This window comes from Deltaproteobacteria bacterium, from assembly GCA_016219225.1.
Classification (GTDB): domain Bacteria; phylum Desulfobacterota; class RBG-13-43-22; order RBG-13-43-22; family RBG-13-43-22; genus RBG-13-43-22.
The window spans coordinates 1-15,560 of the sequence record JACRBX010000335.1; the positions used below are offsets into that span (position 1 = coordinate 1).

The 15,560-nt window shown below is 49.7% G+C and carries 12 protein-coding genes; 5 read left to right on the forward strand and 7 right to left on the reverse strand.

Features of this window, described 5'->3' with window-relative positions; genetic code table 11:
• Window positions 1-321 precede the first annotated feature (321 nt).
• A complete protein-coding gene (locus HY879_26810) occupies window positions 322-2,244 on the forward strand; it encodes a molybdopterin biosynthesis protein (protein ID MBI5606957.1) in 1,923 nt (640 codons plus the stop codon).
• A 72-nt stretch (window positions 2,245-2,316) separates the two neighbouring features.
• Here the strand turns inward: HY879_26810 and HY879_26815 are convergent, their stop codons facing one another.
• The 7 genes from HY879_26815 to HY879_26845 all read right to left on the reverse strand — a co-directional run bounded on the left by HY879_26815 (window position 2,317) and on the right by HY879_26845 (window position 9,798).
• Complete coding sequence (locus tag HY879_26815) at window positions 2,317-3,018, reverse strand: ABC transporter ATP-binding protein (protein MBI5606958.1); 702 nt, start codon at window positions 3,016-3,018, stop codon at window positions 2,317-2,319.
• A 187-nt stretch (window positions 3,019-3,205) separates the two neighbouring features.
• Complete coding sequence (locus HY879_26820) at window positions 3,206-3,967, reverse strand: ABC transporter ATP-binding protein (GenBank protein ID MBI5606959.1); 762 nt, start codon at window positions 3,965-3,967, stop codon at window positions 3,206-3,208.
• Between the two features lie 3 nt (window positions 3,968-3,970).
• Window positions 3,971-4,936, reverse strand: a complete 966-nt coding sequence (locus tag HY879_26825; GenBank protein MBI5606960.1) for a branched-chain amino acid ABC transporter permease — start codon at window positions 4,934-4,936, stop codon at window positions 3,971-3,973.
• Window positions 4,937-5,806: a branched-chain amino acid ABC transporter permease gene (locus HY879_26830; protein MBI5606961.1), complete on the reverse strand. Its 870-nt coding sequence runs from the start codon at window positions 5,804-5,806 to the stop codon at window positions 4,937-4,939. It lies immediately after the preceding gene.
• 183 nt (window positions 5,807-5,989) lie between these two features.
• Complete coding sequence (locus HY879_26835; GenBank protein MBI5606962.1) at window positions 5,990-7,288, reverse strand: ABC transporter substrate-binding protein; 1,299 nt, start codon at window positions 7,286-7,288, stop codon at window positions 5,990-5,992.
• Window positions 7,289-7,304: 16 nt separating this feature from the next.
• Window positions 7,305-9,056, reverse strand: a complete 1,752-nt coding sequence (locus HY879_26840) for an AMP-binding protein (GenBank protein MBI5606963.1) — start codon at window positions 9,054-9,056, stop codon at window positions 7,305-7,307.
• Window positions 9,034-9,798: a glucose 1-dehydrogenase gene (locus HY879_26845; protein MBI5606964.1), complete on the reverse strand. Its 765-nt coding sequence runs from the start codon at window positions 9,796-9,798 to the stop codon at window positions 9,034-9,036. The genes HY879_26840 and HY879_26845 overlap by 23 nt, the downstream gene beginning before the upstream one ends.
• 474 nt (window positions 9,799-10,272) lie before the next feature.
• Between HY879_26845 and HY879_26850 the strand changes: the two genes are divergently transcribed.
• From HY879_26850 to HY879_26865, 4 genes are all read left to right on the forward strand, one after another.
• Window positions 10,273-10,815, forward strand: a complete 543-nt coding sequence (locus tag HY879_26850) for a helix-turn-helix transcriptional regulator (GenBank protein MBI5606965.1) — start codon at window positions 10,273-10,275, stop codon at window positions 10,813-10,815.
• Between the two features lie 203 nt (window positions 10,816-11,018).
• The gene (locus HY879_26855; GenBank protein ID MBI5606966.1) at window positions 11,019-12,779 is read left to right on the forward strand and encodes a sigma 54-interacting transcriptional regulator; all 1,761 of its coding nucleotides are present in this window, start codon (window positions 11,019-11,021) and stop codon (window positions 12,777-12,779) included.
• A gap of 314 nt (window positions 12,780-13,093) precedes the next feature.
• Window positions 13,094-13,999: an MBL fold metallo-hydrolase gene (locus HY879_26860; GenBank protein ID MBI5606967.1), complete on the forward strand. Its 906-nt coding sequence runs from the start codon at window positions 13,094-13,096 to the stop codon at window positions 13,997-13,999.
• Between the two features lie 172 nt (window positions 14,000-14,171).
• Entirely contained in the window at window positions 14,172-15,491 is a 1,320-nt protein-coding gene (locus tag HY879_26865; GenBank protein ID MBI5606968.1) for an ABC transporter substrate-binding protein, read from the forward strand.
• Window positions 15,492-15,560 lie beyond the last annotated feature (69 nt).

Genomic DNA, 15,560 nt, shown 5'->3' on the forward strand with positions numbered 1-15,560 from the left:
TGGTTGAGTCCTTCCCACCTTCCCCAAGGTCTAAACACCGAATGCCAGAACTTCAGTGCCCTTGTGGTGGTGATCTATGTTATGTCAAGGATCTCTAAAGTCCGCACCGTAGGTGCGTTATGTTCAATGGTATAGGAATTTCCTTTTCGGACGCAGATCGACGCAGATTGCCAGGATTTAATTTGAAAAAAGTTTCAAGTTGCAAGATGCAGGTTCAGATTTCCGCTTTGAGCTTGTTTCTTGAATCTGCGGGTATCGGCGAAAATCTGCGTCCTATTTTAATTTTACCCGATCTCAAAAATTTCCCGGGAGGAAAAGGGCATGAAACGCAAAATCTATCTTCACATGAAACCCTTGCAGGAGGCTCAAGAGATATTTTTCAACTGCCTGGACTATGGCCGAATGCTGGAAAAGGAACGGGTCTCTACCCCGGAAGGTCTGGGGCGGATACTGGCTGAGCCGGTCTTTGCCTGTTTTTCTTCCCCCAATTTCCATGCCGCCGCCATGGACGGGATCGCCCTGCGGGCCGAGGATACCTTTGGGACCACGGTGGACCAACCCCGGCAGTTTCGGATCGGCCAGGAGGCCTTTTGGATCAATACCGGTCATCCTTTGCCGGAAAAAACCAATGCGGTGGTCATGGTGGAACAGATCCAGCAGATTGAAGAAAATTTGATTGAACTTCAGGCCTCGGCCTATCCCTGGCAATATGTGCGCAAGATGGGGGAAGATTTAGTGGCTACCGAACTTCTTTTACCGCAGGGACACCGCATCACCGCCTATGATTTGGGGGCCTTGGTTGCCGGAGGGGTCTTTGAACTCTGGGTGGTTCAGAGGCCTAAGGTGGTGATGATCCCTACCGGGTCCGAACTGGTCGAATGGGAAGAACTGGCGGGGCGCCCCTTACCCCCCGGAAAAGTCCCGGAATACAATACCCTGATCCTTTCCGGGTTAGTGACTGAATCCGGAGGAGAGACCATACGGTGGCCCATTATCCAGGACAAAAAGGAATATATCCAGGAAACCCTGAGCAAGGCCGTTGACTCCGATTGTCAGATGGTCATCATCAACGCCGGTTCTTCGGCCGGCAGTGAGGATTACAGCTTGTCGGCCATCGAAAACCTGGGCAAGGTTCTGGTTCACGGGGTGACCATCATGCCCGGTAAGCCTACCATCCTGGGAATTATTAAGGGCAAGCCGGTAATCGGCAATCCGGGATATCCGGTTTCGGCCACCATCTCTTTTGAACAATTCGCCCGTCCCGTGCTTTATAAGATGCAGGGGATCGTCGCCCCGGAACGGAAAAAAATTTCGGTCTCTCCGGCCCGCTCCTTCCCTTCCAAGTTAGGACAGGAGGAGTTTTTGCGGGTCAACCTGGGTCAGGTGGGAGACAAGGTCATTGCCAACCCCTTACCCCGGGGGGCCGGGACCATTACTTCCCTGACCCGGGCAGACGGGATCATCCGCATCCCCATGAATTCGGAAGGCATTCATGTGGATGAGTCGGTCCAGGCCGAACTCCTTCGGGAGGAAACGGTCCTGTCCCGGACGGTAGTCATTGTCGGCAGCCATGACAATACCCTGGATCTCCTGGGCAATTTTTTAACCAGGCAATTCCCGGATTTTCGACTGACCTCCAGCAACGTGGGCAGTACCGGAGGCCTGATGGCCCTCAAACGGGGGATCGCGCATGTGGCCGGATCGCATCTGCTTGATCCGGAAACCGGGGAATATAATGTCAGCACTATCCGCCGATTGATCCCTGAGGTGCCGGTCCGTGGGATCAACCTGGTCTTGCGGCAGCAAGGGTTGATCCTGGCCAAAGGGAATCCGAAAAAGATAAAAGGCCTGGAAGATCTGGCCCGGAAGGATCTGACCTTTATCAATCGCCAGGCCGGGTCCGGGACCCGCATCCTTTTGGACTTTCGTTTAAAAGAATTAGGCCTCGATCCCTCCCCTATTCGCGGTTACGAAGAGGAGGAATTCACCCACATGGCCGTAGCCGTGGCGGTATTAAGCGGTCGGGCCGACGTGGGCCTGGGGATTTATGCCGCGGCCCGGGCCCTGGATCTGGACTTTATCCCCGTGGTTCAGGAAGAATACGATCTGGTGATTCCTGAAAAATATTGGGAGGAAGAAAAAATCCAGGCCCTGTTCTCAGTCATTCAATCAACGGATTTTCAGAAAGCCGTTAAAGGCTTGGGAGGTTACGACCTTTCCCTGACCGGGAAGGCCGTTTTCTGATGGAAGGCGGTGTATTATTTATGCGATCCGGGTCATTGAAAAATAGCCTTTTTTCTGGCGAAGGGGAAAAACTTAAACAACCAGATACTTGCGAATGATCTCTTCGTTATTCCAGATTTCCTCCATTTTGCCCTCATACTGGATCCGGCCTTTTTCAATGATGTAGCCCCGATGGCAGACCCGGCGGCAGAATTTCAGGTTCTGATCCGCCAGGAGAATGGTGACTCCTTGCCTATGGATCCTGTCTAAGACCTCTATCAGATTGGCCACTACCAGGGGGGCCAATCCTTCCGAGGGTTCATCCAAAAGAAGTAAGGCGGGGTTGGCCATCAAGGCCCTGCCAATACCGAGCATCTTTTTTTCACCGCCGGAAAGATTGATCCCTTTGGCTTTTACCAGGTCTTTCAATTTGGGAAAGAGATCCAGGACCCGATCCCGGTTCCAATATCCGTTTCGTTTGGAAAGTTTTTTGGCTATTTCCAGATTTTCTTCCGTGGTTAGATCCGGAAAGATACGCAGGTCATCGGGCATGTAACCCACCCCTTGACGGGCTATGGTATAAGCCGGTTGTCCCAGGATTTCCCTACCGTTGAACTGGATAGAGCCCCTCCGGGGAGGGGTCAGACCGATGATGGAACGGAGGGCAGTGGTCTTCCCTACCCCGTTCCGTCCCAGGAGGGCCACTACTTCCCCTTCGGCCACGGAAAAGGACACGCCCTGAAGGATATGACTGGTGCCGTAATAGGTGTCGATGTTGGAGACGTTTAATAACATAGTGAACCATTCATTCGGGCCTCAGTATTGCTCCACTATCGTTTGAAAAAACTGTTCAATGTTTGGTGGAACCCTCTATGAGGGTTGAGGATTATTAAAATGTATTTTCCGAACTCCGAACTCTAAACCCCGAACTTTATTTTCTTGCTAAATTCCCACACTCCGCATTCCGAAATCCGCAATCAACTTATTCGGTGACTGAATTTCCCAAATACACTTCCCTGACCCGTTCGTTTTGCTTTATTTCCTCCGGACATCCGTCTCCCAGAACTTCTCCCCGGTGAAGGACAATGACCCGCTCAGAGAGGGAAAAAACAATATCCATGTCGTGTTCAACCAGAACAAAGGTCGTCCGGCCGTCCCGAGAAAGTTGCCGGATATTGGTCAGGAGTTGTACCCGTTCCACCGGATTCATGCCGGCGGTTGGTTCATCGAGGAAAAGCAGGGTGGGGTGAACCGCCAGAGCTACCCCGACTTCCAGGAGCCGTTGATCCCCATGGGAAAGGGCATTGGCAACCGTTTCCCGCTGTCTTGTTAACCCCACCTTTCCTAAAATGGTTTCCGCTTCCCGGGCGCATGATTTCTCCCTGGAAATCTTCCCAAAAAGGCTACGGGATCTGCCGGCCATGGTTAAAACCGGAATCATCAGATTTTCAAAAACAGTCAACTCGGGAAAGATATTGACGACTTGAAAAGATCGGCATATTCCCAACCCAACCCTTTTATGAATGGGAAGATGGGTAATATCCTGACCCTTGAAGAGGATCATACCATTTTGAACCGGTAAATTACCGGTGATCAGATTGATCAATGTGGATTTGCCGGCCCCATTGGGACCAATAATAGAAGTCAGGACACCGGCTTCGATCCTCAAATCAAGCTCTTTGGCAGTACAGATCATACCGAAAAAATTGGACAATTTTTTGATTTCCAGGATGACGGAACCCATGGGTTACCTATTCCTGTTTCTCAGGGAAGGGGAGACCAGACCCTGAATGACGCCCACCACGCCCCCCCGAAATCCCATTATAATCACCAGGAGAACCACCCCGAACCAAAGCATCCAATTTTCGGTGAATCGTTGAATGAGTTCCCGCATGGCTACGAAAAAAAGGCTGCCGACCAGCGGTCCGGCAAAACTCTGCAATCCGCCCAGAAGGCTGACCAGGATCGGTTCGGCCGAATGGCTCCAATGGGCCATAAAGGGACGGGCGTTGCTTTCCAGGAGCGTCTCCAGGGAACCGGCCAAACCGGCAAAGGCCCCGCTGATGACGAATACCGCCAAACGATAATTTTTAATGGAAACCCCGGCAAACTCGCTCCGATTGGCGTTTTCGCGTATACCTGCCAGGGCCAGCCCAAAAGGGGATACCCGGATACGGTAAATAATCCAGGCTGCTAAGATAAACAGCGCCAATACCAGGAAATAATATTGGTTGTCCGTGTTAATAGGCAACTTAATCAAACCGAAGAACGAAACGGGGTCCCGCATGATGCCTACCAGCCCGTCATCTCCCCCGGTAAAATCCCGGGCATTCCAGATCAGGGAAAAGACCATCATCCCAAAGGCCAGGGTCAGCATGGCGAAATAGATTTCGGTGTGTCGAACACAAAAAAAACCGATGATCAGGGCCAAGAAAGCGGCAGTCAGCACCCCGGCCAGGATTCCAAACAGCGGATGATTGGAGAGATGGAGAGAAAAAAAACCCAGACCGTAGGCACCGGCGGCATAAAAGGCCCCGTGCCCGAAAGAAAGGAGACCGGTACGCCCCAAAAGCAGATTATAACCCAAGGCATAAATGCCTAAAAGCATGACCCGGATAGTCAGGTAAGTAATGAACCGGCCGGAGAATAAACCGATCCCGACCAAGCAAAGGAGGATCAGAAGGATGATTAAAGATGGCCGGGCTTTTCTCATCTATTTTTTCCCTCCAAACAACCCATGAGGTTTCCAGAGCAGAATTACCGCCATAAGGATAAAGGTCAGGAACATGTCAAAGGCCGGGAAAAAACGCGTCCCAAAGGCCGAGAGGACCCCTATAATCAAGGCGCCCACAAAGGCCCCTTTCAAACTCCCTAACCCCCCGATGACGGCCACAATGAAGGCTTCGATAATTATGGCCTCACCCATGCCGGAGGTCATAATACCCACATAAGGGACCGCCAAGCCACCCCCCACAGCGCCCAGCCAGGTCCCGAAAATAAATACCGAGGTAAAAAGGGCCGGCACCCGGACACCGATGGCCGCGGCCATCTCCCGGTCGGAAGAAGCGGCCCGGATGATTCTCCCCCACCAGGTCCTCTCTATGACCAGCCAGAGACCCAGGGCTACCAGAGGACCGACCATAATAATAAAAAGATTATAGATGGGGAAATTTCTTCCCAGAATAGAAATGGATTCCCCGAGGCCGGCCAGCCCCGGAGGGCTGATAGAGCCTGCCCCCCAGACGATCTTGACCAGATTATCAAAAATGAGGACAAAGGCAAAAGTCAACAGGAGCTGGTAGGGCAAAGCCAGGTGATAGACATAACGCAGGAAAAAACGCTCCACCAAAAATCCGACCAGACAGACACACCAAGGGCCGATAAGAAGGCCAAGCCAAAAGTTGGAACCCAGATATTTTAAGACCGTGAAACAAAAATAGGCCCCCAGCATATAAAAACTGCCATGGGCAAAATTAAGCACCCCCAGAACGCCGAAAATCAAGCTCAGGCCGCTGGCTACCAGCCAGATGAACATGCCGGTGGATAAACCGGCCAGGCAGACATGGACGATGGATTGTAGCATATTTTTAGAGTTCGGAGAACCCCCTAAGCTGAAAAAAAGAATATCGAATTTCGAACATCGAATTTCGAATCATGAAGTAGCACAGCCCCCCCTCGATTGGCCCCCTTCTTGATGACAGGCGAGGGTGATTGTCCCAAATGAACTTCAACATTCGACATTCGATATTCGAAATTTTGGGTGCTTTTATTTTTCAAAAGGCGGCTCGGTTCCCGGTCCCTCAAAAGGAGGGCGGTGATAATAGCTTTTTGCCGGAATAACCTTTTGTTCCCCTAAAATTTTGAACGGATATTTGGGGTCGCTCTTCAGTTTTCCCCAGGGAACATCGTATATCGCCTGGTGGTCTTCCTTGCGGAATACCCGATGTCCGGCCGGCGTGTCTATCTCCATCCCTTCCAGGGCCTGGATCAGGGGTTTAGTATCTTTGGACCCGGCTTTTTCCACCGCGGCCTTTAAGGTGAAAATAGCCGAATAACCGGTTTCCGAAACGTAGGCCGGATAGTGATTCCAGCGTTTTCGGAAGCGAGCTACAAAATCATTATTGGTCTTGTTGTTGGGATAGAGGAAGAAGTAGCGGGCAGAGGCCCAGATATTGTCCGGGTATTCCGGCCCTAATCCCTCCAGGGCGTCCATAGCCGCACCCATAGGGATCATGATGTGTTTTATTTTGTCGAAAAGTCCTGCCTGTTTGGCCTGTTTGACAAAGCTGATTAATTCACCGGCCCATTCGGTACTATAGAGGCCGTCAGGCTTGGCATCCATGATGGTATTGATATGGGACCGGAAATCGGTGGTGCCGAAGGGGGCCCAGGATTCGGCAATAAACGATACCCCGGGTTTTAATTTTTTCAGCATATCCTGGAACATCTTCCAGCAGGTAAACCCGTACTCATATTTCGGGGCGATGGTAGCCCATTTCATGGCCGGCAAATCTTTGGCGATAAAGGCAGCGGCATTACCATCGTGGTAAGTGGAGTTACAAATACGGAAGATCTGTTTAACCCCTTTTTTGTAAACCCATTCTTCGGTGAGTTTTTCCGTAGCGGCATGGGTCACCATGAGGACCTTGTCTAATTTTTCAACGACCGGGGCCAGGGCCAGGACCTGTCCGGAGGAATCTATCCCCGCCAGATAATCGGCACCCCAACTGTCCACAAAATAGCGGGCGTTTTTAATAGCATCATCCGGTTTCAAGGTGGAATCACGAAATTCCATTTCTGCCTTTATCCCGGCAATACCCCCTTTCTGATTGATTTCCTCAACGGCCATCGTCGCCCCCATCTTGTGGAATTCACCATAACCGGCCAAAGGCCCGGAAATAACGGCCTGGTAACCGACCTTGATAGGCCCCTTGATCTGTGGAGGTGCGGCCCACAACCCGGTCGGGACCATCACGCCCGACCCCAGGGCACCGGCCCCGGCGACCAGGGTCCCCGTACCAATCCATTTTAAAAAATCCCGACGATCCAGTTCCTTTTTTTCCATGACGCCCCCTTTATCTCTAAGGATTTTTATGAGTCGGATCCCGACGATCCGCGATTTCCTTTTCCCGCAGGTCCCGGCGCAATAATTTTCCGGTCAAGGTCTTTGGAATCTCCGAAACCAATTCCACTTGCCGGGGGTATTTGTAGGCCGCCATCCGCTCTTTGCAAAAGGCAATGATTTCCTCCGGAGTAACGGAGTGTTCCCTGCCGGGCTTCAGGGTTACAAAGGCTTTGACGGTCTCTCCACGGTAAGGATCGGGCACCCCGATCACGGCCGTCTCTTTGACAGCCGGATGCTGATAAATGACATCTTCCACGTCCCGGGGCCAGACCTTATACCCCGAGGCGACGATGAGATCTTTTTTACGATCCACCAGGTAAAACCAGCCGGCCTCATCCATCTTGCCCACATCGCCGGTATAAAGCCAGCCTTCCCGGATGGCATGCCGGGTTTCTTCAGATTTTTGCCAATAGCCGGGAACGACCATGGGACCAAAATCCACGATCTCCCCGGTATCGTCAGGGGGCAATTCCCTGGTACCACTTTCCAGATCCATGATTTTCACTACCGTATTGGAAACAGGCAGACCCACGGACAAGGCCCCGCTTTCCGGATCCACGGGGGTCGGCATACCCAAAGGCACCAAATGGGAGGGCGAAGTGGTTTCAGTCATTCCATAGGCATTGTGGATCACAAGGCCCGTCAAAGCCTTAAACTGATCGACCACAGCAGCCGAGACCGGAGCCCCGCCGCTGTACGCTTTTTTTAAAGAGGAAAGATCCCGTTTATGGATGTCGGGGTGGTTCATCAAGGCGATATAAACCGTTATGGCGGCAATGGTCATGGTGGCCTTCCATCGCTCGATCATTCGCAGGGTCTCTCCGGCGTCGAAACGGTAATAGAGAATAATCGGACAACCGACCAGGGCGGCATTGGCCAAATGGCCGATCTCACCGGTAACATGAAACAACGGCGCCGCACCCAAAATGACATCCTCGTCGCCCATTTGCATAAAGATTTGATAAATCCGGGCATTAAAAACGATATTCCCATGGGTGTTCATGGCCCCTTTGGGAGGACCGGTTGTGCCCGAGGTATAGGTTAGATAAGCGATATCCGCTGGAGAAAGATCGGGCTGCTTTAATCGTTCCTCCTTATATGGTGCAGTTACCTCCATTAAATCCAGGGTTCCTGGAAGAGTAATTTTCTTAAACCCTTTGAGTAAAACCGGCGGTTCATCCGGGTGGATCAACAAATCCAGAGGAGAGGTGGTGATCACCTTCTCAATGGAGGTTTCTTTGAGGAATCCCAGATCAAGCCCCGCGGCTACATCATCCTGAATGATCAGAATCCTGGCCCCGGAGTCCTGACAAAAATAACGAAGCTCTTTCTCTTTGTACATGGGGTTGAGAGGCACTACGATGGCCCCCGTTTTCCAGGCGCCATATAAGGAGATCGGAAATTGAGGAATATTTTGAAGGACCACCATGATACGGTCCCCCTTTTTTATTCCCCAATCGGATAAGGCCCAGGCCAGACGGTTGGAAAAGGCATTCAATTCCCGGTAAGTAATGACGCGGTCAAAATAATAGATGGCCGGTTTTCCCGGACTTTGATTAGCCGCGTTTTCAAAATCATCCAGGGCCGTCTGATTCGGAATCTCCAGATCGGCCGGGACCCACTCGGGATAGAGTCTTAACCAGGGTCTTTTTTCGTAAATCGCTTTCAATTTTTGCCTTTCAAATCTAACAAGCGGTCCAGCCGCCATCAATACAGATAACCTGGCCGGTGATGAAGTCGGAGGCCGGGGCAGCCAGGAAAATCACCAGCCCTTCCAATTCCGGCAGTTTGCCGAAACGGCCCATGGGGGTCCGCTCATTAATAAATTTCATCCTTTCCGGATCATTCCGGATCTGTTGGACCATTTCGGTTTCAAAATAGGTGGGAGCAATGGCATTCACCCGCACCCCCAGCTTGGCCCATTCCAGGGCCATGACCCGGGTCATCTGATTAACCCCTCCTTTTGAAGAGGCATAGGCCATGAGGTTGATCAAGGCGATCTGACCGGCAATGGAACTGACATTGATGACCTTCCCATAGCCCCGCTCAATCATCTGGGGGACAACGGCCTGGGCGACCAGATAGTAGCCCTTGAGGTTGGTATTGATAATCAGATCCCATTGATCCTCCGGATATTCGAGGACCGGCACCCGGTAGTTGGTCCCGGCATTATTAACCAGGATATCCACCCGGCCAAAGGTATCGAGGATTTCTTTCACCCCTTGATGGACCTTTTCCCTGGAGGTGACATCCAGGTGAAATCCGGCAGAATTTCGGCCTAAGGCCATGATGGCCCCCGAAACCCTTTCCAAATCGGCCGGATTCCGGCCGCACACCGCCACCGCCGCTCCGGCCTTGGCCAGGGCCATGGCCACTGTTTCCCCCAACCCTTTTGTGCTGCCGGTGACCATGGCCACCTTTCCGGTTAAATCAAAAAGTTCCAGACCCATTCTTTCTTTCTCTTTCGTTATTAAGGGCTCTATTTATTTCTCTAGGCCTCATAGAGCAAAATACGGACAATCCCTTACATAATTTGAGGCGACGAATCGGTTAAGATACGTTAAGATAATCCGAAGAGAAAAAGGAAAAGCAATCAACAACGGATCGAGGGCGATCCTAATGAGGCCATTTAAAGAGGGATTATTAAAGACGGCAAAAGCTTGTTCCATGGTTCGACCTCTTACCTACCCAAGGGGTAATTCATGGACGGCCTCTTTCTATGATGATAAACCGATCAGGGCTTTGAGGAGAAGGCCTGACGCTGCTCTGCTTGCTATTAAGTATTAGTTAATAATATGATCCTTTACCAAAAGACCCTTTTTTTTGTCAAGAAAAAAATATTGAAATTTTATTGGTAAATTTATATCATGGGTGAAAAAAATAAGAACAGAAAATTTTTAACAGTTAACTGATAGTTAATTTTTATGACCGAACTTGGAAAAAAATTAAAACAATTGAGGCTCAAGAAAAACCTCACCCAGAAAAAATTGGCCGAAAAAATCAATTGTACCCCGGCTTATATTTGCCAACTGGAAAGCGGAAAGACCGATCCCTCTATTTCCACCTTAAAAAAAATCGCGAATACCCTGGACATTACCATCGTTGATTTTTTCCGGACCAATTATGAAGAAAAGATCGTTGTTCGAAATAACGAACGGGAGATCTTTAAATTTCCCAAATCCAAAACGACCATTGAAATCCTGGTCCCCAATCCCGGTACAAAAAAAATAGATGCCCGGCTGGCCGTCGTAGGACCGGGGGGTAGTTCCAAAGGGGCCTACCACCATGACGGGGAGGAATTTGGGTACCTCATCAAGGGGGAACTCGACCTGGCCTATAATGGAGAAACTTTTCATTTAAAAGAAGGGGACAGTTTTTACCTGCATTCCGATATCGGGCATGAATTTCATAATCGAAGCGACAGGGAAACCATTATCTTGTGGGTTAACCATCCCCCAACCTTTTAGTAAGAAAATAGCATTCAGGGATCAGGGATCAGGGATCGGGGGTCAGTTAGAGAATAGAGTTGCAAGATGCAAGTTTCAAGTTGCAAGGGGAAAACCTTGAACCCTGTACCTTGCCTTCCTTTGACATTCTTTATTCGACATTCGACCTCTTCATGTTCACCTTTGACTGAATGGCTTCAAGACTTTAGCCAGGGATAATTTCTATGGAAACAAAAAAAAATAAAGAAGAAGGGTGGCTGGTCTATTTAAAACAGTTAAGCCCTCTTTTTGATATGGCCTATAGCGGGATCGTCATTGTGGATGAAAAGGGGATGATTCAAATCTACAATGAAGCCGCCCGAAAGGTCTTGAGGATCCAGAAAAAAGATCTGACCCATCAGCCCATCCGAACGATCAATCCCGGACCGTGGCGGGACATGCAGGAAATCATTCGAACCGGGGTCCCCCAAATCGCCAAAAAAATATTGATCGGGAATTCAACCATTATCGCCAACCGCACCCCCATTATTTTTGAAGGCCAGGTTAAAGGGGTAATGAGCATCTTTCAGGATATCTCCGAATATGAAAAGGTCAGCTCGGAGCTGGAGTCATTCAAAAGACTCAATAAGGAACTGGACGCCATTATCGAATCCTCTTACGACGGCCTCTATATTACCGACGGGGAATCCAAAACCCTGCGGGTGAACCAGGCCTATGAACGGATCACCGGCCTTCGGAGAGTAGAATTGATCGGTAAGAAGACCCAGGAATTAGTGGCCGAAGGGTTTTTTGACCCCTCGGTTACCCTGGACGTCATTAAAGAACGACGGCCTAAAACGATTATGCAAAATATTAAAGGGGGAAAAACGGTTATGGTCACCGGAAACCCCATCTTTGATTACTCGGATCATATCACCCGGGTGGTAACCAACGTCCGGGATCTGACCGAGTTGAACCAGCTCAAAATCGAATTGGAGGAGAGTAAACAACTCACCCGGAGATACCAGGATCAACTGATCGAACAGGAATACCTGATCCAGGCCGAGCAGGAACTGGTCATTAAAAGTCCGGCCATGCGGCTGGTAGTTCAAAAAGCCTTGAAAATGGCCCGGGTGGATTCGGCCGTACTTTTGACCGGGGAATCGGGTGTGGGTAAGGATTTGTTGGCCCGCTTTATTCATCAGGCCAGTCCCAGAAAAGAGAACAGTTTTGTAAAAATCAACTGCGGGGCTATTCCGGAAAACCTCCTGGAAAGCGAACTCTTCGGTTATGAAAAAGGGGCCTTCACCGGAGCCAGGGGGGAAGGCAAGGCCGGCCTTTTGGAAATCGCCCATGGGGGGACTGTTTATCTGGATGAGATTGCCGAACTGCCTTTATATCTCCAGGTAAAAATCCTGGGGGCGATTGAAGATAAAGAGATTACCCGTCTGGGCAGCACCAAAGCCAAGCAAATCGATTTCCGGCTGATAGCGGCCACCAATCGTGATCTGCTTTCCATGACCGAAAATGGCCTGTTCAGAAAAGACCTTTTCTTTCGATTGAGCACGCTCCCCTTACCCATACCGCCTTTAAGGGAGCGCCAGGAAGATATTGTCCCCTTAATCAATCATTTTTTAAAAAAATTCAATAAGTCTTTGGAACCTAAAAAAACCATTTCTTCCGAATTATACGAATACCTGTCTCTTTATTCTTTTCCCGGCAATATACGGGAATTGATCCATATCGTCGAAGGCCTGGTCGTGATGAGCGACAAGAAATCCATTACCTTAGAAGACGCCTCACTGGTTTTGAAAAAGAATTCCTCCCCATTGGCTTTGATCCCGACCAATCGTAATCTAAAAGGGGCCTTGGCCGATTATGAAAGAAAAATCATCGAGGAAGCCTTACAAAATCATAAAACCCTTCAAGAAGTGGCCCGGTCTCTGGGGGTTAATCAATCCACTATTTCCAGAAAAATGCATCTCTACGGGATAAAGAGAAGTTGAGTTATGCATTTTTGCAAACAATTGCATTTTTGCAATTTTTTTAACTAATTAACATTATTAAAAAATACTATCATAAAATTTTTTATTTTCCTAATTTATGCATTTTAGCAATAAATGGGCCAGCTTGTTTTTTTTAACATCTTGTAATTTCAATAAAAAATTTTTGGCCCGCAATTTGCTTTTAAAGGAGACGCCTTGATAATAAAGAGTTGCTTCGGAGAAAAATTCATTAAGGAAAGGAGGGTTGGGGTTGAAAAGGGGACGAATTGTGTAAAACCGCTCCAAACTGATCACATTAAGAAGGAGGGTAATAAATGAGTGTAACAAGGCGAGATTTCTTTAAAATCTGTGGGGGCACGGCCGCTTTTCTGGGTGCATCCAAACTTGGAGGATTAGAGGCCCTGGCGGCAAAAACGACCAATAAAACAGCCGAGGTAAAGGCCTATGCCTTTGTTTGTGGAATTTTAAAAACCCAAACTCAATATTTACTGAAAGATACGCGTATTGGTACTCCCTTTGATATTCCGGTGACCTTTTTCCTTATCAAGCATGCCGATCAGTGGGTGGCCTTTGATACGGGAAACAACGCTATGGTAGCCAAAGATCCGGTTGGCTATTGGAGTGAGGCCGTAGTAAAGGCCTATACCCCTGTTATGAAAGATTATGAGGAATTTCAGTTACAAATAAAGAAACTGGGACTTACCCCCAAGAAGATCAAGTGTGCCATCCTCAGCCATGGTCATCTGGACCATGCCGGAGCTATTGATAATTTTAAAGGGACCGATGTCCCCCTCTACTTCCAAAAAAAAGAACTGGAAACCATTAAAGCCGCCGTGGCCACAGGGAATAAGTCCGCCTATATTCCAGATGACTTCAAGGTCATGAATGAATTAAATATAAAACCCATTGATGGGGTCCTTGATGTTTTCGGGGATCAGACGGTAGTTGCCTTTCCAACCCCGGGGCATACCCCCGGCCATCAGTCTTTGTTAGTGAAACAAAGCAGTGGAAAAAACCTGGTCATCGCTGCTGATGCTATGTATACACTGGAAAATATGTGGGACGCCATTCCCCCGGGTCTGGCTTGGGATATTCCGCAGTCCACCCAGGGGCTCTACATTTTTAAAGCCATGAAATTCATGGGAGCAGAAGTCGTTCCTTCCCATGATCCCGAATATTGGAAAAACAAACCATTAGTCCCGAAAATGTTCAAAGTCTGAGTGCCTGGGAGGTGATCAATCAGAAAGAACCATAAATTTGACTTAAAGATTAACCAAGACGAATTAAAGGGGCTCAAACAAGCTGGAGTAATGGGGTGATGGAATAACGGTCTGGAAAAAACCCAAACGCCGATACGCCATCACTCCAAAAGAAAATCGACAGGAGGAAAAAATGAAGCAGAAGCAATTGTTTTCTATTAAACTATTTCCTGGGATCTGTTTTGTAACTTTCTTGGCCCTTACCTCTATTTTAGGATGGACCATCCCGGCCGGTGCTGCCGACGAAAAACCGATTAAAATCGGTGTCGTCACCTTCCTTTCCGGCGGGGCCGCCGGACCTTTCGGGGTGCCGGCCCGTAACGGGGCCGAAGTGTTGACGGAAGCCCTCAATATGGGCGGTAAGGTGCCTACCCCTTATGCTACCAAGGGATTTGGGGGGGCTCCGATAGAACTGGTTTTTATCGATGAGGCCGGGGGCGTCACCAAGCAGGTGACCGAATACCGGAATCTGGTCCAGCGCCAGAACGTCGACCTGGTCATCGGCTACATTTCCAGCGGGGATGCCATTGCCATCCCGCCGGTGGCCGAGGAACTTAAAAAACTAACCATCATTTTTGATGCCGGTACACCTCGGATCTTTGAAGACGGGAGCTACAAATATGTCTTCCGAACCGGGGCCCACGCCACCATGGATAATGTGGCCGCCGCCTATTATGTAACTGAAAACAAAAAAATAAAAAAGATCGCCGGAATCAATCAGAATTACGCCTGGGGCCAGGATTCCTGGAATGACTTCGAGGCGGCCATGAAGGCCTTGAATCCCGGCGTTCAGGTGGCCGTCTCCCAGATGCCCAAACTCTTCGCCGGCCAGTACGGCGCTGAAATCTCCTCTTTACTTTCCAGCGGTGCCGAAGTGGTCCATTCCAGCTTCTGGGGCGGGGATCTGGAGGCCTTTGTCCTGCAAGCGGCCCCACGGGGATTATTTAAAAAGAGCACCGTGGTCCTGACCGCCGGGGAAACGGCTATGTTTCGCCTGGCCAATCAGATCCCGGCCGGGACGGTGATCGGAGGTCGAGGACCTCATGGGGTATTTGCCCCGGATAATGAACTCAATCGTTGGTTCCGCAAAGCCTATCAGGAACGCTACGCCCTCTTCCCCACTTATCCGGCCTATAAGATGGTCCAGGCCATCCTGGGGGTCAAGGCCGCTTATGAAAAGGCCATGGCTGCGGCCGGCGGCAAGGCTCCTAACCAGGACCAGATTATCGCCGCCTTGGAAAACCTGACTTATGAGACGCCGAGCGGGAAAGTGGAAATGGCCCTGGGCAAAGGTCATCAGGCCATCCAGGGGACTGCTTATGGTACCGTCAAGCACGTCAAAGGACAATTGACCATCGCCAACATCAAGCACTACCCGGCTGCCAAGGTCAATCCCCCCGAGGGGGTCAAGAGTGAAGACTGGATCAAGTCCGGGTTTAAAAAGACCAAGTAGTTTAAACCCGTTCGTTGTTGAGCGTTCGTCGTTCGGCGAAATAAATTTTTCATAAGGGTTTAATTATTG